Origin of the sequence: Lactiplantibacillus xiangfangensis (assembly GCF_001438845.1) — a bacterium.
Taxonomy (GTDB): domain Bacteria; phylum Bacillota; class Bacilli; order Lactobacillales; family Lactobacillaceae; genus Lactiplantibacillus; species Lactiplantibacillus xiangfangensis.
Map to the genome: position 1 here is coordinate 59,069 of NZ_JQCL01000051.1, position 18,297 is coordinate 77,365.

At 43.3% G+C, this 18,297-nt stretch carries 17 protein-coding genes and 2 pseudogenes; 12 read left to right on the plus strand and 7 right to left on the minus strand.

Annotation, left to right across the window (positions count from 1 at the left end; genetic code table 11):
• On the plus strand, positions 1 to 738 hold the full coding sequence (locus tag IV64_RS04240) for a LytR/AlgR family response regulator transcription factor (RefSeq protein WP_057705903.1): 738 nt from the start codon (positions 1 to 3) through the stop codon (positions 736 to 738).
• 48 nt (positions 739 to 786) lie between these two features.
• On the opposite strand, the gene IV64_RS04245 is transcribed toward IV64_RS04240, so the two are convergent.
• Complete coding sequence (locus tag IV64_RS04245; RefSeq protein ID WP_162261252.1) at positions 787 to 1,164, minus strand: transposase; 378 nt, start codon at positions 1,162 to 1,164, stop codon at positions 787 to 789.
• A gap of 113 nt (positions 1,165 to 1,277) precedes the next feature.
• Here IV64_RS04245 and IV64_RS04250 point away from each other — a divergent pair, with 113 nt between their 5' ends.
• Together IV64_RS04250 and IV64_RS04255 are read left to right on the plus strand one after the other, a co-directional pair.
• Positions 1,278 to 2,186, plus strand: coding sequence for an ABC transporter ATP-binding protein (locus tag IV64_RS04250; RefSeq protein ID WP_057705905.1), 909 nt, complete (start codon positions 1,278 to 1,280; stop codon positions 2,184 to 2,186).
• Positions 2,183 to 2,953, plus strand: a complete 771-nt coding sequence (locus IV64_RS04255) for an ABC transporter permease (RefSeq protein ID WP_057705906.1) — start codon at positions 2,183 to 2,185, stop codon at positions 2,951 to 2,953. The genes IV64_RS04250 and IV64_RS04255 overlap by 4 nt, the downstream gene beginning before the upstream one ends.
• 343 nt (positions 2,954 to 3,296) lie before the next feature.
• On the opposite strand, the gene IV64_RS04265 is transcribed toward IV64_RS04255, so the two are convergent.
• Positions 3,297 to 4,034, minus strand: a complete 738-nt coding sequence (locus tag IV64_RS04265) for a rhomboid family intramembrane serine protease (RefSeq protein ID WP_057705908.1) — start codon at positions 4,032 to 4,034, stop codon at positions 3,297 to 3,299.
• Between the two features lie 257 nt (positions 4,035 to 4,291).
• Here IV64_RS04265 and IV64_RS04270 point away from each other — a divergent pair, with 257 nt between their 5' ends.
• Positions 4,292 to 6,616, plus strand: a complete 2,325-nt coding sequence (locus IV64_RS04270; RefSeq protein ID WP_057705909.1) for an ABC transporter ATP-binding protein/permease — start codon at positions 4,292 to 4,294, stop codon at positions 6,614 to 6,616.
• 148 nt (positions 6,617 to 6,764) lie between these two features.
• On the opposite strand, the gene IV64_RS04275 is transcribed toward IV64_RS04270, so the two are convergent.
• Both IV64_RS04275 and IV64_RS04280 read right to left on the minus strand, forming a co-directional pair.
• A complete protein-coding gene (locus IV64_RS04275) occupies positions 6,765 to 8,039 on the minus strand; it encodes a snapalysin family zinc-dependent metalloprotease (RefSeq protein WP_057705910.1) in 1,275 nt (424 codons plus the stop codon).
• Between the two features lie 24 nt (positions 8,040 to 8,063).
• The gene (locus IV64_RS04280) at positions 8,064 to 8,927 is read right to left on the minus strand and encodes a DapH/DapD/GlmU-related protein (protein ID WP_057705911.1); all 864 of its coding nucleotides are present in this window, start codon (positions 8,925 to 8,927) and stop codon (positions 8,064 to 8,066) included.
• Between the two features lie 267 nt (positions 8,928 to 9,194).
• Here IV64_RS04280 and IV64_RS14850 point away from each other — a divergent pair, with 267 nt between their 5' ends.
• Both IV64_RS14850 and IV64_RS04285 read left to right on the plus strand, forming a co-directional pair.
• Positions 9,195 to 9,395 carry a lactococcin family bacteriocin gene (locus IV64_RS14850; protein ID WP_162261253.1) on the plus strand — a complete coding sequence of 67 codons (201 nt, stop codon included), beginning with the start codon at positions 9,195 to 9,197 and terminating at the stop codon, positions 9,393 to 9,395.
• A 24-nt stretch (positions 9,396 to 9,419) separates the two neighbouring features.
• A complete protein-coding gene (locus IV64_RS04285) occupies positions 9,420 to 9,701 on the plus strand; it encodes a bacteriocin immunity family protein (protein WP_057705912.1) in 282 nt (93 codons plus the stop codon).
• 131 nt (positions 9,702 to 9,832) lie between these two features.
• Here IV64_RS04285 and IV64_RS04290 read toward each other — a convergent pair whose 3' ends face one another.
• On the minus strand, positions 9,833 to 10,273 hold the full coding sequence (locus IV64_RS04290; RefSeq protein ID WP_057705913.1) for a nucleoside 2-deoxyribosyltransferase: 441 nt from the start codon (positions 10,271 to 10,273) through the stop codon (positions 9,833 to 9,835).
• A 243-nt stretch (positions 10,274 to 10,516) separates the two neighbouring features.
• Between IV64_RS04290 and IV64_RS04295 the strand changes: the two genes are divergently transcribed.
• On the plus strand, positions 10,517 to 11,884 hold the full coding sequence (locus IV64_RS04295) for an NAD-dependent succinate-semialdehyde dehydrogenase (RefSeq protein WP_057705914.1): 1,368 nt from the start codon (positions 10,517 to 10,519) through the stop codon (positions 11,882 to 11,884).
• Between the two features lie 107 nt (positions 11,885 to 11,991).
• On the opposite strand, the gene IV64_RS04300 is transcribed toward IV64_RS04295, so the two are convergent.
• Positions 11,992 to 12,969 (minus strand): aldo/keto reductase, encoded by a 978-nt coding sequence (locus IV64_RS04300; protein ID WP_057705915.1) that lies wholly within the window; start codon positions 12,967 to 12,969, stop codon positions 11,992 to 11,994.
• Between the two features lie 349 nt (positions 12,970 to 13,318).
• Here IV64_RS04300 and IV64_RS04305 point away from each other — a divergent pair, with 349 nt between their 5' ends.
• Together IV64_RS04305 and IV64_RS04310 are read left to right on the plus strand one after the other, a co-directional pair.
• Positions 13,319 to 13,510, plus strand: a complete 192-nt coding sequence (locus IV64_RS04305) for a hypothetical protein (RefSeq protein WP_057705916.1) — start codon at positions 13,319 to 13,321, stop codon at positions 13,508 to 13,510.
• Between the two features lie 245 nt (positions 13,511 to 13,755).
• Positions 13,756 to 14,695 (plus strand): annotated as a pseudogene (locus tag IV64_RS04310) (amidohydrolase family protein).
• A 63-nt stretch (positions 14,696 to 14,758) separates the two neighbouring features.
• Here the strand turns inward: IV64_RS04310 and IV64_RS04315 are convergent.
• Positions 14,759 to 15,637 carry a LysR family transcriptional regulator gene (locus IV64_RS04315; protein ID WP_057705917.1) on the minus strand — a complete coding sequence of 293 codons (879 nt, stop codon included), beginning with the start codon at positions 15,635 to 15,637 and terminating at the stop codon, positions 14,759 to 14,761.
• Positions 15,638 to 15,849: 212 nt separating this feature from the next.
• Here IV64_RS04315 and IV64_RS04320 point away from each other — a divergent pair, with 212 nt between their 5' ends.
• From IV64_RS04320 to IV64_RS14645, 3 genes and pseudogenes are all read left to right on the plus strand, one after another.
• Positions 15,850 to 16,437, plus strand: coding sequence for a sugar O-acetyltransferase (locus IV64_RS04320; RefSeq protein WP_057705918.1), 588 nt, complete (start codon positions 15,850 to 15,852; stop codon positions 16,435 to 16,437).
• Positions 16,438 to 16,445: 8 nt separating this feature from the next.
• The gene (locus IV64_RS04325; RefSeq protein ID WP_057705919.1) at positions 16,446 to 17,093 is read left to right on the plus strand and encodes a putative quinol monooxygenase; all 648 of its coding nucleotides are present in this window, start codon (positions 16,446 to 16,448) and stop codon (positions 17,091 to 17,093) included.
• 272 nt (positions 17,094 to 17,365) lie between these two features.
• Positions 17,366 to 17,410 (plus strand): annotated as a pseudogene (locus IV64_RS14645) (KxYKxGKxW signal peptide domain-containing protein); the annotation flags it as partial.
• Positions 17,411 to 18,297: the final 887 nt, after the last annotated feature.

Genomic DNA, 18,297 nt, shown 5'->3' on the forward strand with positions numbered 1-18,297 from the left:
ATGTTGAACATAGCTATTTGCGAGGACAACAGAGAAATTATCAGTTTTTATAAACTTATAGTAAATAAATTTATATTAGAACACCCTGGCAGTCAAATACGTTTGTCTCTAGCCACGCGAGACCCATACGAAATGGGGAGTTATATCGAACAAAGTGATGGTGAAATGTCGTTTGTTTATATTTTGGATATTGAATTTGCGGGTTCATCAAAAAAAGGAATAGAACTAGCACAGATGGCCAGTAGACACGGCGATAATGTTAAAATAATTTTTATTTCAACTCATGAAGAGATGTCCATAGTCAGCTTTCGGTATAGAGTGTCCCCATTAGACTTTATTAGTAAAGAAGATGGGATGGATAGAGTTAAAAAAATCCTATCACAAGACCTAGAAAATGTATTACTAGAGACTGATAGTTCAAAAAAGGAAAAGACATTCATGTATAGTGTTGGTTCAAGACTAGTCAAAGTGAAATTTGACGATATAAATTTTTTTGAATCTTCAACTAATCCACATAAAGTTGTTATGCATACTAAATATGGTACAGCCGAGTTTAGATCCAGCCTGAAAACTCTGGCTGAGTCCAGTGGTGACTTGTTCAGAGTATATAGAAGCTTACTGATTAATGTATCGAATGTATTATCAATTGACGGTAAATACGTTACGTTTAAAGATCAGACTAAGTTTGAACTCAATAGCCGGTTATTATCTAGAATTAAAGCATGGTTATCTAGTTAGCATAAAATAATATAAACAGATGAGTCCGGGACATAACTCATTTTTTCGTTACCCCTCTGGGTCTGCGAATAACATGGATAATTTTGCCATGTTATTTGCCATTAATGCGATACCAACTTCATTACAAGTGTCCGTTAACCCGCTTACTGAGAAACGGTTGAACGACAAATGAGTTTTCAAGTTGGCAAAAATTGGTTCAACATCAATTTTACGTTGTGCGTAAATCTGTTGGCCAACTTCACTTGAAAGCTGTTCTTTTGCTTCATTTTTAAAATACTCCCACTTCCAGTTAATACTAATTTGGCGCTGGTTACCCTTGAGCGTTGTGGCTAATGCTTGTCGAATAGGATTTTCAAAGTGTTTAATAGCTCGATACACTTTGAAATTTCGTTCAGCAGCTGGGGTATTTATTGTAACGGTATTCACTATCGCAATGAACTTAGTTGGCTTTGCGCTTAATTAAACCTGGCAGATCGAGCATTAGAATTGTCGCTATCAGGACTATACTGTGCATGCGCATTTATAAATGAGGTATAAAAATGGAAAAAATTGCTGAATTACAAAATGTCTCACTACGCAAGCATGGTGGGAAAATTTTGGATGATATTTCGTTTGATTTAAATGCTGGAGGAATATGGGGGATTGTTGGTCCAAATGGATCCGGGAAAACAACAATCATGAAAGTAATGCTTGGACTTTTGAAATACGATAAAGGAACCGTCAAAATTGACAATCAACTCGTAACAAGCAAAAAACACAGTGTAGTTAGAGATCAAGTTGGTGCACTCATAGAAAATCCATCGTTATATCCATATCTAACGGGATTGCAGCACCTCAGTTTGTATTCTAGTGATAAAAAAAAGATCAGTACGATAGTTCAACAATTGAAAATGACGAATTATATCAAGCTAAAAACAAAACTATATTCATTAGGCATGAAACAGAAGCTAGGAATAGCTATAGCTTTGGTCAACTGTCCAAAGCTTGTTATTTTAGATGAACCCATGAATGGGCTGGATCCTAAATCGGCTAGAGAACTACGAATGTTAATTCAACAAAAGAATCGAGAAGGAACTACCTTTTTGATTTCTAGTCATGTGTTGAGCGAATTGCAAAAAATAATTACGGGCATCATCATTGTAAATGATGGGAAAATCAGTATAGAAACAACGCCAAGTGAATTGAAAAAAAAGGTTAATAAGCAAGTCATTATTAATACTAATGACAATGACAAGGCGCTTAAAACACTCAATGTGTTATTTCCTGATGACGGTCTGAAAAGTTTAATTATTGATTCGGACAAATCAGAAAAATTGAATGAATATTTACAGGCAATCATTAACAATGATATTCAAATTCTATCGGTCAATGATAGTCAAGATGACTTAGAAAACACAATGTTAGAACTGATGCAGCATAAAAGCGACAAGGAAGGGTCGAACCTATGAAACCATTGATGTATCAAGAATTTTTGAAGTTAAGATTTAAAAAGAGTACATGGATTTCATTGATCATTGCTGTAGGCATGATGGTTTTGACTGGACTGACAACACTAAATGTCGGCAGTTCTGATAGTAAGTATTATTTTTCTTCTGCTTACGGTGGCTTCCAATGGTTCATTATCGTTTTAATTGCAATTAATGCCTCATCTATCACCTCAGAATTTCAATTTGGTACGATCAAGCATTTAGTCATTCAAGCAGATAGCCGGTGGCGGGTATACTATATCAAATTATTGGCAATAAGCTGCTATAATTTTATCGGACATATTATAATCTTCCTGGCCGCTGTACTAATCAAATTACTTTTATATCCGGGACTAGATTTATTCTCACATTATCACTATGGTAGTACAGTTATCGTTAATCTAATTCTGAACGGGGCGTTAGACTTCTTTCTTAGTTACCTTTTCATTGGCATGGTAACATTGATTGCTTGTATTAGTTCTAACAGTGCTGTGGCGGTTTCTGTGGGGATAGGTGTCGCATTTGCCGGAGAGGGATTGTCCAACATGTTATTATCCTCATTTCCAAGCATAATCCCAATAATGCGATGGAATCCATTTAACATGTTAAATTTCCAGCAACAATTTGCTTATCCAGAACATATTCATGATACCCATCTTCTGTTATCACAGATGGGTATTGGAATATTTGTTTGGAGCTGTCTATTCCTAGTACTTGGGCAATTGCTCTTTCAACGCAGAAAGATCTAAAAACATTAAAAAAATATGACGAAATCATCGCACCATTTAACCAGGTTTATTTTAGAAAGGAGATGGGTAAAATGAATGACATTTTACGAATGCAGAAACTAAAAAATAAAGGAACAAAGAAAAATAGTGGTACCCACAGAAGTAACTTTAGCCTTCTTTGTTCTTTAGACCAATATCACAACAATATTAGCTGCTTTGCAATTCAAACTAGTGATAAAATCTATTCAGTAACGACCTTGTGGGTTTTGACAACCGTTGAAGATGTGACTTTCTGAACGGCAAATTTCCGGTGTTTTACCGGAGACTTGCCGTTCAGTTTTGTTTAGCCCACTTATTAGGCTCATTAAGGCAAATAGTCATTGAAGATGGTCCAGGTAAAAAGGACTAGCGTCAAACCAACGGCAAAGGTTGTGCGTAGCCACGATGGAACCCGCACAAAGTCGATTTCATCGATATCGAAGAAGAGGGCGGCCAACAGGATGCCACCGATTAGCCCACCGAGGTGACCATAAATATTAACGCTTGGATCGATCAGGTTAAAGGCTAAGTTGACGACTAGTATCGAAGCCAATCGCTGACGGGCGCTTGGCGTAATTAAAGCAGCGTATACGATTAGCCCAAAAAGACTTGTGGAAGCTCCCGCACTTACCGTATTTTGTGAAAATAGGAAGCTGGTAAAGTTCCCAGCTAGGCCACTGAGCAGATAAACGCAGCCCATTCTAATTGAACCGATTTTTTGCTCAACCACTGGTCCGACTAAGTAGAGCGTGACCATGTTTAAGGCCAAGTGAATCGGGCTGACATGGACAAACATGGGGGTCCAAAGTCGCCAATAATCACCCGCGTTAATGAGCGGAACGTACGATGCCCCGTAGTTGATAAGTACCAGGGGATTAATGCTGAAAATGTTTCCATATTGAATTTGCGAAAAAGTTTCAAGCAGGTACACGCCGATGTTGACGGCGAGTAGGAGGGTCGTTATGATTGCAAAATCGTGACTACCGAGGTAAACCCGGTACCACCGCTTGAGGTTGGCCTTACGTTGATGCCAAGTGAGACCGTCATTTGATCGAAATGCCAAAGAAGTTCCTACTTTCTTTCATGAGTTAATTTCAGCATACGGTAAATAGGAGAAATGGTGGTTGTGACGGGGTAAAGAATGAGTAAATTTATAGTAAGTATGGGACAATGGTCAAATCAAGTATTTAAACGTATCTATCAATCACAGTATGTTATTGATTGTCACTGTGATTAAATTCGGTTATTCTTTGAGGTATAGGGTTGTATTAATGATGACTTAATAGAAGATAAGGATTAATAGGGAAGGGATTAACTTAAATGTTGGAACTTAAACATATCAAAAAATATTATCACGTTGGTGATTCGGTCACGAAGGCGTTGGATGACGTTTCCGTGGCCTTTCGTAAGCGTGAATTCGTCGCAATTTTAGGGCCGAGTGGGTCTGGGAAGACGACGATGCTAAACGGAATCGGGGGCTTGGATGTTTACGATTCTGGTGACTTGATCATCAAGGGTAAGTCGACGAAGGATTTTAAGGCGAGTGATTGGGATGCTTACCGGAATAATTCTGTTGGGTTTATTTTTCAAAGTTACAATATTATCGGCCATCTGAGTATTTTAGATAACGTTGAGATGGGGATGACCCTAAGTGGCGTTGACAATGCCGATAAGAAGGCCAAAGCGGTGAAGGCCCTCGAACGGGTCGGCTTGGGACCACATATGAACAAAAAGCCCAACCAGCTATCTGGTGGTCAAATGCAACGGGTGGCGATTGCCCGGGCGATTGCAAATGATCCCGAGATCCTATTGTGTGACGAACCCACCGGTGCCTTGGATACTGAAACCAGTGTTCAGATCATGGACTTAATCAAGGAACTCTCTGCTGAACGGTTAGTAATCATGGTGACCCATAATCCCGATCTAGCCCGCGAATATGCCAACCGGATCATTGAATTTGCGGATGGTAAGATTCAGCATGATTCGAACCCTTATGATGAAGAAGCGGCCGACGAAACGTTTGCGTTACAAAAGACAAAGATGACTTATTGGACCGCCTTAAAGCTATCCTTTACCAACATCAAGACGAAAAAGGGGCGGACGGCACTGACGGCGTTTGCTTCCAGTATCGGGATTATTGGGATTGCCGTCGTTTTATCGCTATCCACGGGATTTCAAACCCAAGTGAATAAGACGCAAACGAATACGCTAGCGCAAATGCCAGTTACGATTTCACAGACGGCACAACAGCAGCAAAAGCAATCTAATAAGATTAAAACGGCTAAGTCTTCAGAACAGTCGATCACGGCACGGGTCAGTCAAGCGGATAAAGCCACGCATACGAATAATTTAACGTCCAAGTACTTAACGTACATCAAGAATATGTCGCCTAGTTTGAGTCATAACGTGACTTACACCTATAGCACGGGGATGAACTTGTTACGGCAAGTCGACGGTAAGACCAAGTCGGTAACGTTCTCGAACAAAAATGGAAAGAATTCGACGGCAACGTCGATGTCATCTGCTATGAGCAGTATGTCCGGCGTGGCGACGTCGGTTTATCCGACGAGTGGCAATGCTAGTTTTCTGAAGAAACATTACCGGGTCGTTTCCGGACAATACCCCACTTCAGAAAATGAGGTTGTCTTGATTGCTAACCGTGACAACACGGTCAACGTTAATGCGCTGAAAAACTTAGGGTATTCGGCTAAGAGTGGTGATCAATTTAAGTTTAGTCAAATCGTGGGCACCACTTTGAAATTAGTGACTAATAATGACTACTATCAAAAGTTACCAACAGGAAACTATTTGCCAAACAAGGTGACGGATGCGTTGTACAATAAATCTAATAACCAAACAATTAAAGTTGTTGGGGTTCTGCGAGCAAAGACCAAGGATTCTGACAACGTGCTTGCTTCTGGGATCGCGTACAGTGATAAGCTAACGCAAAACATCATCAAGACTAATCAGAATTCGGACATTGTAAAGGCCCAAAAAGACAGTGATACGAACGTGATGACTGGTGCGAAGGTTGATTCGGATGCGCGGCAAACGTTACTCAGTACCCTCGGTGGGTCAAGCACGCCCGCTAGTATCTTGATTTATCCGAACAGTTTCAAGAATAAGGATAAAGTTTTGAGTTACTTGGATAAATATAACAAGGGTAAGTCCAAGGCGGATAAAATCGTCTATACTGACTTAGCCGGCACCGTTTCTAGTTTAACCGGTGGTTTGATGGACGCGATTACTTATGTCTTGATTGCCTTTGCGGGAATTTCGTTGGTCACAAGTATGATCATGATTGCGATTATTACCTATACGTCGGTCTTGGAACGGACCAAGGAAATCGGAATTTTGAAAGCCTTAGGGGCGCGTAAGAAGGATATCACCCGAGTCTTCGATGCGGAAACAACGATTCTAGGTGTGGCTTCTGGGGTCTTAGGCGTGGTGATTGCGTGGTTATTGACGTTCCCAGTCAACGCCGTTTTGAGCAATGTCACGGGGTTGAATAACGTGGCCCATTTGAATCCAATGCATGGGGTTATTTTGATCATCATTAGTACCGTTTTGACGGTACTTGGTGGCCATATTCCAGCACGGATGGCAGCGAAGAAGGATGCTGCAACGGCTTTGCGGTCAGAATAAAAAATAGTGAAATGAAAAAGGTGCCGGTAAAAATTTTGCCGGCACCTTTTATTGGCTCTTTGTGGGTCTTACTTAATTCTATTGTTCAGTTCGTTTCGGAATTGACTGTCCTCGGAAGCGTTGATTAAGCAAATGTCTTATCACCTGTTTATCTTAACTTGAATACTAACGTCCCATTTCGAGCGGAACCATATTGATTAACATTTAAAATTGGTGCCTTTTGAGTAGTGGAGTCAGGTACGTACTTAATTTGCGAACTATTGTTATCAAGGAGGTCTAAAATACCAATGCTGGCCTTAGCCTGTGGTTTGTATCCCTTAAATGTCGGCAAGGTTACAGGCTCCATGGTTGAGGTACCATGTGAAGAATCGTAAACACTATTAAACGAACTAATCCCCAGAACTTGTGGCAATCCCGTAGCGCTCTCTTCACTTGAGACAAAATAAACTGGCATCTTAACCGTCATGTTCATATACTTGGTCAGCTGTGGGTTAGCAGGAAGGTAACCTGAAGTAACAGCGATTCGCGCGGCTGTTGATTCTACTAGATTCAGATAATCTGGTGTGGCGGAATTATCCATGACAGCCCCAAAGTGATTGTGCGTACCCAATTTGTCGTCCAGTTTTTGTGCCATGCTTAAGTAATCTGGATAATTCCAATTGTGAGCTTTCGCATAAGCAATTACAGAGTCAAAAAATGTTTTTAACCCATCGATTTTGTATGAGTCATTTGGTAAATCACCATTCAATTGTTCGTTACTGTCATTATAAGTTGCAATAAAATCGGTCGATGCAATATTCATTGCTGATTTGTCATAGCTGGTAGGAGAACCGAGTCCTTTATAAACGCTGCGTTGTCCCTTGTCTCCAGCCATAATATCGGTTAAATTAGCACCACCGGCATCCGCGTGGCCAAGTCCCAGTGCATGGCCCATTTCATGAGCAACGATGTCATCCCAAGCGGCTTGTTTTGACGTATCGAAAGTGGCTGCGTTAATGGCTGTTACTCTGAGAATATAGTCAGTTTGTGCATAGCCACCTAAATTCGAATCAGAATATTGAGCGTATGTAACATCTGCATCTTTGGCATCATTCGTTATTTGGACAATTGTCTTACCCGCCGCCTTGTTCCAGAAAGCAGCAGCATTCGAGATGGCTTGACGTAGCTGACTCGACGATTGACTCGGTGCATAAGCCATCAGTATATGATTGTCATTCACTAGATACACGCCACCAATATAAATTCCATTCTTAACTTTCGTATCAGAAGTGTAATACCCGCGTGCCTGTTGAGTTGTTGATATATCGTTATAGGGATTATTTACCTGAGTATCAGCTCGTACTGGTTGTCCGGCCAGGGATGTGAAAAACAAAAAAATTCCAAATAGTGCTGAGAATCTCAATGCTAACTTTTTGAATTTCAATGTCTTTTCCTCCAAAAATAAAAATTAAATAACTGTGATTCTAATATCCTGAGATATTACCTGATCAAACTCAGGCTGGATGAACAGGACTGTTATAGTTGTTTCTCCATTACCCACCGCAGTAATCTTCCCTTCGTGTGAGATTGTGATAATCGAATCATTACTTGAGCTAAAACTATAATGGCCACCTCGTGTATTAGGTGGGAGCGTCATGGCCGCAACTTGTTCAGTATCGCCTACATGTAGTTGCTTAGTGTCAATGTTAGTGATTAGTCGACGCGCTTTGAACTCATTATCAGGGATGTCTGAATGAGCATCATCCGTTTGACGAATGACTCTGGCAGGATTCCCTCCAACAATTACAGAACCATCTGGGAAGGAATGCGTAACGACCGCTCCCGCAGCAACAATAGTTTTGTTTCCTAAAGTCACGCCACCCATAATAGTTGCTCCTGCACCAATCCAACAATCAGCACCAATGGTGATTGGCTTGGTGAACATCTTTCCAAGCAAGCGACTCTCTGCGTGCAATGGATGATAAACCGTAATAAATTGGCATCTCGGTCCAACGAGAGTTCGACTGCCAATTTTAATCGTTCCATGATCCATAAAATCACAGTCGTAATTAATCATTGCTCCGTCACCAAGAAAAGTATTTACGCCAAAACCCATTCTAATTGGAGTAAATACTAGGTTCGTTTTATTGGCGCGGCCAAATAGTTTTTCTTTAATAGTTTCTGGATCCATGTTTTGGTCACCGTAATTATATTTAAAGCTCAATTGACTTGCTTCATTCATAATCCGGGCGATCTCTGGATCGGCAACATCATACCATCCTCCATTTTTCATTTTGTTAAATTCAGTCAGGTCCTTAGCTACTTCAGTCATTGCTACCCCTTCTGTCCAAATGATTTATAGTCCATCCAATTTGAAGTATAGCAGAGAAGAAGTACCGTAAACTCGTTTAAAAGCACCTGAGGTATCAGTTTATACACGAAACTATATAAGCCTATAAACGAAATCTTTGAATATCGCTTTCTTCTAAGCTTAGGCTTCATTAATTTACCTGAATGATCTTGCTTTAATTGAGAGAGAATACAATGATACTTGTAAGTTAGCTCTTACAAATTTAAAATGAATGATGTGCTTGGGTATATGAATAGTCAAAAAGTTTTAATTAGTTCAGAACTATCAAATGTGATTGGTGGAAAATTGGTAAAGCTATATACAGCTGAACCATATACCTTCTATCGGGATACACGAACTAAGAAAATTGTGATGCGTCAGACGACCGGCTATTCTGCTCATTTACAACATGTAATTGCAGATGGCTGGGTAAGATCAGCGCATTTATAGAATTGTGTTAGGGGGATTAGCAACATGGCTAAATCAGCAAAGATGCAACTGGTAGAATTGATAGATACCGCACTTAGTAATAAAACTATTTCTAAGGCTGAAGTGGTCGCTTTAACAAAGGCACAAGAAGGGTTAAGTAAGCATCAATCGGATACTATGATTGCATCAAAATTAAAAACAGAATTATCATTGTTAGGTGCTCAACAGAAACTTTCTCCACAGTTAGTGGATTTGCTAACATGGCTATCCAAGTCTTATCTAGGATGGGGAAGACGAGGAATGGGAATTACAAATCTATTTGTGTAATAAGAAGCCCGAAGGATCTTTATCAATAAAACTATCTGAGGGCCGAGCGAAGCGACATCCTCAGATAGTTTTTTGTGGTGATTGCATTTAAAAAAGTCGCCCGGAAGTGATTACCGGACGACCAAAGTTAACTATAAGATTTCACCAACGAATTCACCCTTAGGTAGGGTATTGAAGTCGTACGTTTCAAAGTCTGCAACTTGCTTAGTGTACCAGTGCATGCTTTCAGTAATCATTAGATTAACCGCTTCGTCTTTTTCTTGCAAGACTAAGATGGGGAGGTTCCGCATGGTAGCGACACCGAGTTCGTAAGCGGTCCCCGAATCAAGATTTTTGGCTTCAAAGTCTAAGACGGTGACAATTACGTCAGCGGCGGCAATTTGATCCATGTCGCGGTGAAAAACTTCAGTGGCCCATGGCTTGGTGAATTGTTCGGCCTGCGCATCTTGGTGCAACCGGGGCGAATAAAAATCCTTAACCGTCGGATTTTTGGCGAGGGCCTGTTCGAGTCGGATGACGCGGTCGACCTGTTCGGGACTGAAAAAGGGACTTGCAACGTATACTTGTGCCATAAAAGGGAACTCCTTACGACAAGCAATTGAGCCTGTCACGTATTTTGATCACATGGGTGCTATTTTACGGATTAATTAAGTCACCGTCAATACTAATCAGGGTCAGATTGGTCGAGTTTAAGAAAATCGCTATTCTGGAACCTTTTACTTGCTCTAACCCCCACTAGTAGGGGTAAAGTATAAATTGGGTAGCTGTTATTAAAAGCCAAAGTCTAACTTTGGTCTAAAAAAGGAGAATTTATTATGGCCTATCAAACAATCAATCCATACAATAATAAAGTTTTGAAGAAATTTGAAAACGCTTCCAATAGCGAATTGGAAGCCACGTTAGCGACCGGACACGCGCTTTATCAGCAATGGCGTAAGGAACCCGCAACTTCACGACAAGCAACGCTGCATAAAGTGGCGGACCTGTTACGGGAACACCGGCACACCTTAGCAGTGACCGTGACGGAGGAAATGGGGAAGCTGATTGGTGAATCGGAAGCGGAGGTTGACCTTTGTGCCGACATTGCGGACTACTTTGCCGACCACGCGGATGAATTCCTACAACCAACGCCATTGACGACTTCAATCGGGGATGCCCATTATGAAAAGCAGTCCTTGGGTGTTTTAGTTATGGTTGAACCATGGAATTTTCCATACTATCAAATTATGCGGGTCTTTGCGCCGAACTTTATGATTGGGAATCCACTGCTATTGAAGCATGCATCCAATACACCAAGTAGTGCCGAAGCCTTCGTTGATATCGTTAAGGAAGCGGGCGCACCAGCGGGCAGTTTGACTAACATGTTCATTAGTTACGACCAAGTGGCTAAAGCCATCGCTGACCCTCGAGTGGCCGGGGTTGCCTTGACCGGTTCCGAACGGGGCGGAGCGTCTGTGGCTAAGGAAGCCGGCGCTAACCTGAAAAAGTCAACCTTGGAATTAGGCGGGAATGATCCGTTTATCGTCTTAGCGGATGCTGACATGGCAAAAGTTAAGCAGTGGGCACCACAAGCCCGGTTATCCAACGCGGGGCAAATCTGTGCGGCTTCAAAGCGGTTTATCGTGATGCCAGATAAGTATCAAGAATTGTTAGCGATTTTAAAGGAAGCCTTTGAGAACGTTAAAATGGGCGACCCGCTAGATCCTGAAACGACGCTAGCGCCATTAACCTCAATGCACGCTAAGGAGACTTTGCAAAAGCGGGTCGACGCAGCGGTGGCGGCTGGCGCGCACGTTTATTACGGTAACGAACCCGTTGACCTTCCCGGGGCGTTCTTCCAGCCAACGATTTTGACGAACGTGACTAAGGATAATCCGTCCTACAACCAAGAATTATTTGGCCCGGTTGCCACGGTTTACGTGGTTCAATCTGAAGCAGAAGCGATTGCCTTGGCCAATGATTCTAGTTACGGCTTAGGGAGTGCCATCTTCTCTGAAGACGTGGCGCACGCCGAAGAAGTTGCTAGTCAGTTAGAGACCGGGATGACGTTTATTAACCGCGCCTGGGCTACTTTGCCAGAACTGCCATTCGGTGGGGTCAAGAATTCTGGTTATGGGCGTGAAATGTATCGCCTAGGGTTTGACGCTTTTGTTAATGAACATTTAGTTGTTAGTGCCAATTAAAAGAATGATGCTGTTTTAACACTAGTTGTTATCAGCAATTAAACGAATAACGCGCAATGCAACCCGAATCAAGCGGGTTGCATTGCGCGTTATTAAGTTATCCACGATTACCAAGCATACGCTTCTGGGGCCGCACCACCGGGGCCAGGAAAGATGTCGTCTAGTTCAGCCAAAACGTCGGGTGATAAGTTGATGTCTAGGGCGTGAACGATGTTTTCCAATTGGCCAACGGTTCGCGGTCCAATAACGGGTGCCGTCACGGCCGGATTGGCTAATAACCAAGCGATGGCAACGTTTGATTCCGTTTCTTCTAGGTCAGCGCAGAGGTCGGCGTAACGTTGGAGTTGGGTACGTTGGGCGGGAGTGAGTCGCTTAACGGCGGCGGCCCGCTTGCTCTGGGGATCGGTATTGCCATCGAGTAAGTGGTCCGCTAGCAAGCCGCCACCGAGGGGACTCCACGTGAGAATGCCCATGCCTAATTCCTGTGCGGCTGGTAGGACTTCAAGTTCGGGCAACCGGCATAGTAAGTTATAACGGTGTTGTTCGCTGACGAGTCCTAAGAAGTGACGGTTGTCAGCCGCGGCCTTGGCGTAAGCTAGGTGCCGGGCACCAAAGTTACTTGACCCAACGTAATAAGCTTTACCTTGTTGAATCACGTTTTCTAAAGCGCCATAAACTTCGTTCCAGTTAATTCGGTGATCAATGTGGTGCATCTGGTAAAGCTCAACGTGATCAGTTTGAAGGCGCTTTAGGGAGGCGTCTAGGTGCCGGTAGATTTTATACGCCGAGATTCCGCGGGCATCATTAGGACCGTCGACAGGGTCATCCATGGGCTCGTACGTCTTCGTTGCTAAAACAACCCGTTCGCGGCGCTGATTTCCCTGGGCGAACCAGTTACCAATGATTTTTTCAGTTGCGCCCTGGCCGTAAACATCCGCGGTGTCAAAAAAGTTGATGCCGAGTTCTAAAGCTCGATCCATAATTTTAAAGGCTTCGTCCTGACTAGTTCGGGCACCAAAGTTCATCGTGCCTAAACAGAGTCGGCTGACGCGCATGCCAGTTCGACCTAAATAAGTGTATTGCATAAGATCACTCCTAATTTTTTAATTGGTTATGTAACTTACATTAAACGTAGCAGAGCTGATGCGACGGTGCAATTGGTTTAATAGCTAAAAAGCCTGTAAAAATGATACAATCGATGGTAATTCTTTGATTTGTTGCGAATATGGTGTATAAATTAGATTATGCTTGTCTGCTTTAAGCGCTTTCGCCAGCTTGAATAAGTGGAAACTGGCTATGCAGCTGGATTGTATTTAGCGTAAAATGTTTCCCCAATTAATAAAAACGTTCAGGATATCTCTCAAATTTTTAATAATTAAAGCAATATTTGCGGTAAAGTAGAGTAAGACAATAATTTTGATGGAGGCCAATTGCATGCTAGTACAAGTTGAAAATGCCGACCATAAACATTTGACGGCCCTTGATTTAAAACGTTTCTTAAGTCGGTATTCGGATGAAGAGCTGGAAGACATTTTGATTAAACAAGATGATCTTGAGTTTCACGCGGCTTTCCTACAAACGACCCAACCAGTTCAAACGCCGACCTTGTATCTCGAGGAGTATTAATGAGAGGCTAAAAGTTCGGTACGAGCTATTAAAACTGATATGCTCAGGATAGCTGATCCAGTTAAGATTAGCGAGCGGTTGACCGTGAACAAGACGGGCTTAAAAACTAAGCGTAATAGAACAAGGAAATCGGTGGGTACCGGTTTCCTTGTTTTAGTGCGGTTAATTTTTGTAACAATTCTGTAAAATAATTGTACAATGAAGGTGAGTTGAGAGCTCGGTCCATCGAGAGAGGAAGTTAATGAATGACACTTGCACAAGAGATTCCTATCGACGTGTTTGCGCACGTTGTGACGCCACAGTTCTATCAAAAAATGTTGGCGATTGATGCTAAAATTCCAGAAAAAGCCAGTTATATTCAAAATCAAGCGTTGGTTGATTTCGATTATCGGCGGCAACACCGAACGATTCCGACCCGCCAAGTTATCAGTATGATGAATATAAATCCTGAAGACTACGTCGACTCAGAGCAGGCCTTGGCGCTGTGTCAATCTGCAAATCAGGAATTAGCCGCTTTAGTGACGACGCATCCGGATCAGTTTTGTGGGGCCGTTGCAATGGTGCCGATGAATAACGTTGCAGGGGCGCGAGCGATAATGCGTGATCAGGTGAAGTCAACGACGAACTTGCTAGGTATTCAGCTATTTACCCGTGCCCTCGGCCGTAGTATTGCGGACCCCTGAATTTGATGGAGTATTTAAGACCGCTGCAGAGCTAGGACTGCCCATTTGGCTACATCCCGTTTTTGATGATCGTAAGCCTGACAACAATATTGTTTTTAGTTGGGAATATGAATTAACCCAAGCAATGCGGGAATTAGTTGTCGGTGGGGTCTTTCAGCGTTATCCCGATTTGAAGATCATTGTTCATCACGCGGGGGCGATGGTGCCGTTTTTCGCTGGCCGCATCAATGCCATTATGACGCCGGGTCAATCGGCTGATTTCCATAAGTTTTACGTGGATACGGCTATCTTAGGGAATACCGCCGCGTTAAATCTAACGGTGGACTACTTTGGTACCGACCACGTCCTATTTGGGACCGACGCACCGTTTGGTATTTTACCCGTGGGAGCTAGCAGCAAAATTGCCATCGCAATTGAGCACTTACCGTTAAGCACGGCTGAAAAGGCGCAAATCTTATTCTCTAATGCAAACCAACTATTAGCCTTGTCGTCAAATTCTTAATAAGCTTAAATGAAAGGTCGCGTTTCTGAAAATTCGGAAACGCGACCTTATTAGTATTGGTGACTATGACTTGTATTTGGTTTTTAAAGTATCGATTAAAGCTTGGGCCGGTCCACTCAAGGGCACCCCTTGCCGCCAAATCAGAACGTGTTGCAGGTGGTGAGCTGGGGTAAATGGGACGAACGTTAGTTGACTCGTTGCTGGTAAGGTAACGCCCTCAATGCACACAAGTAGTCCTAACCCGGCGGCTGCTAGGTAAAAGGAATTGGTCAGTAAATTATATTCGCCAACGATGTGCAAGGGCGCAATCGGTTGTAACCAATCGTTTAAAGCCGTTTTAACTAATGACCGGTGCGGAATGATCAGCGGACGCCCCGCCAAATCAGAAACCTGAATATTGGGTCGCTTGGCCATGGGATCGGTTGCGGGTAATGCCACACCCCAACGATCACGGATGGAGAGTGGCAAGGCGTGGTACTTGGCGGTGTTGATTGGAGTTGAGACGACGCCAATTTCGAGTAGCCCCCGGTCGAGGCGTTCCTTAATCGTGTTGCCATCCGCATCGTGCATGTCGATAATGACGCTGGGATGAGCCCGTTGAAAATCAACCAGTGCGGGTGAAAGTTGTGTAGTGACCGATGATTCAACGCACCCGATGTTAATGGGTCCCGTCAGCTCGTTGTTATTACTGTTCTTAACGAGCTGATTGGCGTTGTCGAGTTCAGTCAGGATTTGTTGGACATGAAGCTGGTAAGTTAAGCCGGCCTTAGTCAGTTTCATTTGATGATGTTCACGGGTGAATAATGGGATTTCAAGTTGGGCCTCTAACTGTTGAATCTGGCGGCTGAGTGTGGGCTGGGCGACGTGGAGCTCGCGGGCAGCCGCTGAGATTGTGCCTAAGCGTGCAATGGTTAAAAAGTAGTGTAAAATTCGGGTTTCCATGATTAGCCTCACTATTCTCTTTTGGCATTGATATGTATACATTATAGGACTTTTACATAATTAAAATCACGGATTATGATGATTAGTGTTAGGAAGGGACGGCCCATTGAAAACGCCAGTTCAATTAAATAGGGACGCGACCAAGTCACAGCATTAGATGAAATTAATTGATGAAGGTTTAGAACTGTAAATTTAAAAAGAAGGGTGACGTTATGACAATGACGGAGCATGAAAAATTACTAGCTGGAAAAGATTATGATTACCGTGATCCAGCCTTACAGGCCATGTTGGCGAAGGGGCGGCGACTGGTTCAAGTGATTAATACCACAACTGATTTGGCGACTCGTCAAACCGCAATCACCGATTTGTTTCACCAAGTGGGCCAGCGGGTGACTTTGAATGGCCATTTTGAAGCCATTTATGGGGACCACATCTCTTTAGGTGACGATGTCTTTATCAATGGCAACTGCTTTTTTCAAGACTCCAATCGAATCACGCTCGGTAACCGGGTGATCATTGCGCCCGACACGAAGTTTTACTGTGGGGAACACGCGCTGGATGCGACCAAGCGCTTTGGCACCCGACCGGATGGTAGCCGCTATTTAATAACGCACACGGCACCAATTACGGTTGAAAACGATGTGTGGATTGGTGGCAACGTGACCGTCATTGGTGGCGTCCATATTGGGAATAACGTGGTGATTGCCGCTGGGGCGGTCGTCACGCGTGACATCCCCGATAATTGTGTGGCCGGCGGTGTGCCTGCCAAGGTCATTAAGCCCTTACCAGCGCTAAAGTGAGGTGCGTGATGAAGCCTATAAGCAAACCACCGATTTTTCGCCATTATCAGCTGACCATTGAGGCTCGTGACCGGGCAGCGTTCGTTGCCGGGGGAACGGCTAATTTGTTGACTTCACTGCGGACTGAGCCGGGAACGTTAGCGATGTTTGCGACGCATGCGGATAGTGCGGGTACGCGCAACGAAGTGTTTGAGCTATATCAAGACGAAGTGAGTTACCAGATTCACGCGCAGTCACCACAGTTTAAGCGCTATGGCCAGTTAGCGCAGCAAGTTGTCAGGAAGCATCAAATGGCCGAATTAAAACCGCAAGTTTTAGTTTCAACTGCTGATGGCTTTGAGGTGAGTGGTGAGACTACCAATCAATTATTGTTGACCGAATTCACCGCTGGCGCTCAGTGGCTGATGGCGTTAAAAGCGGATTGGAACCAGTTGCACAATGGCAGCCTAATTCAATACGCGGCGACGTTGCCAGCGACGCCGACTAGCTGGGTGTTGCTAAGTATTTATCCGAATGCTACGGTGCTCAGTGCGGGTCAAAACAAGTTGCAAAGTTGGTTAGCCGCTGAAGCTATCACGACCGTCCGGCAACGCGTTTTAGCCATCGATACAATGATTAGTCAACCCAATGTGCAGTACGTTTCTTCGAATGAGTAAAAGTAAGTCACCCGGATATTTGTCGTTAAATAACTAATTGAGTCAGCTATCTTGTAAAATAGCTGATTTTTTTTTGATTTTGAAAAGCTTCACTATGTTTAAGGTTCATAATGGTGATATAGTTAAACCGAAAGCCCTGAGCTAATCGTAACGATTGGACTTCCATAAATTTTGTTGAGATGGATTAGGTTGTTTAAACAATTTTAGGGGGCTACGAGATGAGTAGCAAAAAATTGATGCAAGTTTCAAAATCACCCAAGATTCATTATCGGATGTATAAGTCAGGTCGTCATTGGCTATTCGCTGGTGTAACGGTTGTAACTGTTGGCGGCAGTTTATTATGGGGAACCCAAGCGCGCGCGGCGACAACGTCCACGTCAACCGATGAGCAGTCGGTTGACCAGACGATTGTGAATGGGACTGCGTCGGTGGGTTCAACGGTACCGCTAAAACAGGCAACGCAATCAACCGTGTCAGTAACGGGCTCAACCGTGACCAGTGGTAAAAGTCAAAGTACGACTAGTTCGACGAGCCAAGTTAGTCAGACTAGCCAAAGCAGCCAAGCAACGAGCGAATTAAGTAGTGCTAGTCAACCAGCGGAAAGTGATGGGAAAAACGCGTCATCTGATCCTGGTCATGTGACTAGTCAAGTGGCAACCAGTGAGTCCAATTCAGTTGATCAGTCAGCAACGAGTGGTAACCAATCGTCAACGGCATCGGATAGTTCAGATGAGGCATTAAGCCAGGCTAAATCGGCAGTGCCATCACAAGCCAGTGGAGTTGATAGTCAGACGATTGATTTACAGTCGATGGTTAGTTCAGAAAATAAACAAATTGATCGTAAGAACCTTACTAATCACTTAATGGCTTCAGACGTGACTGCGGGCAATCAATTGGCGACTTCTCGAATCAGTTTGTTGCGGGATGCGACACCGGATGATTCGGCCTTTACTTGGTCGATCGATGACACGGGCACCACGTTGACGTTGAATGGTGGGACACCAACGGAATCGCTGTACAATATGCTTGATGACACACAACGTGAGAATATTAAGAACATCATTGTTGCTAAGCCGGTAACGATTGTCGGGAATGTCGGAGTTAAATTCTTTTATGGTTTGGCAAATTACAAGTTTAATCCGAACAAGCCCGGAATCTTTCAATGGCAGTCTGTTGATGATGTATTTTTAATGGTCGTTGATTA

Bases quoted from the DNA above. Each gene is read 5' to 3' on its own strand.
- IV64_RS04240 (WP_057705903.1), top strand. From the start codon at position 1: ATGTTGAACATAGCTATTTGCGAGGACAACAGAGAAATTATCAGTTTT.
- IV64_RS04250 (WP_057705905.1), top strand. From the start codon at position 1,278: ATGGAAAAAATTGCTGAATTACAAAATGTCTCACTACGCAAGCATGGT.
- IV64_RS04255 (WP_057705906.1), top strand. From the start codon at position 2,183: ATGAAACCATTGATGTATCAAGAATTTTTGAAGTTAAGATTTAAAAAG.
- IV64_RS04270 (WP_057705909.1), top strand. From the start codon at position 4,292: ATGTTGGAACTTAAACATATCAAAAAATATTATCACGTTGGTGATTCG.
- IV64_RS04280 (WP_057705911.1), bottom strand. From the start codon at position 8,927: ATGACTGAAGTAGCTAAGGACCTGACTGAATTTAACAAAATGAAAAAT.
- IV64_RS14850 (WP_162261253.1), top strand. From the start codon at position 9,195: ATGAATAGTCAAAAAGTTTTAATTAGTTCAGAACTATCAAATGTGATT.
- IV64_RS04285 (WP_057705912.1), top strand. From the start codon at position 9,420: ATGGCTAAATCAGCAAAGATGCAACTGGTAGAATTGATAGATACCGCA.
- IV64_RS04290 (WP_057705913.1), bottom strand. From the start codon at position 10,273: ATGGCACAAGTATACGTTGCAAGTCCCTTTTTCAGTCCCGAACAGGTC.
- IV64_RS04295 (WP_057705914.1), top strand. From the start codon at position 10,517: ATGGCCTATCAAACAATCAATCCATACAATAATAAAGTTTTGAAGAAA.
- IV64_RS04300 (WP_057705915.1), bottom strand. From the start codon at position 12,969: ATGCAATACACTTATTTAGGTCGAACTGGCATGCGCGTCAGCCGACTC.
- IV64_RS04305 (WP_057705916.1), top strand. From the start codon at position 13,319: ATGCTAGTACAAGTTGAAAATGCCGACCATAAACATTTGACGGCCCTT.
- IV64_RS04315 (WP_057705917.1), bottom strand. From the start codon at position 15,637: ATGGAAACCCGAATTTTACACTACTTTTTAACCATTGCACGCTTAGGC.
- IV64_RS04320 (WP_057705918.1), top strand. From the start codon at position 15,850: ATGACAATGACGGAGCATGAAAAATTACTAGCTGGAAAAGATTATGAT.
- IV64_RS04325 (WP_057705919.1), top strand. From the start codon at position 16,446: ATGAAGCCTATAAGCAAACCACCGATTTTTCGCCATTATCAGCTGACC.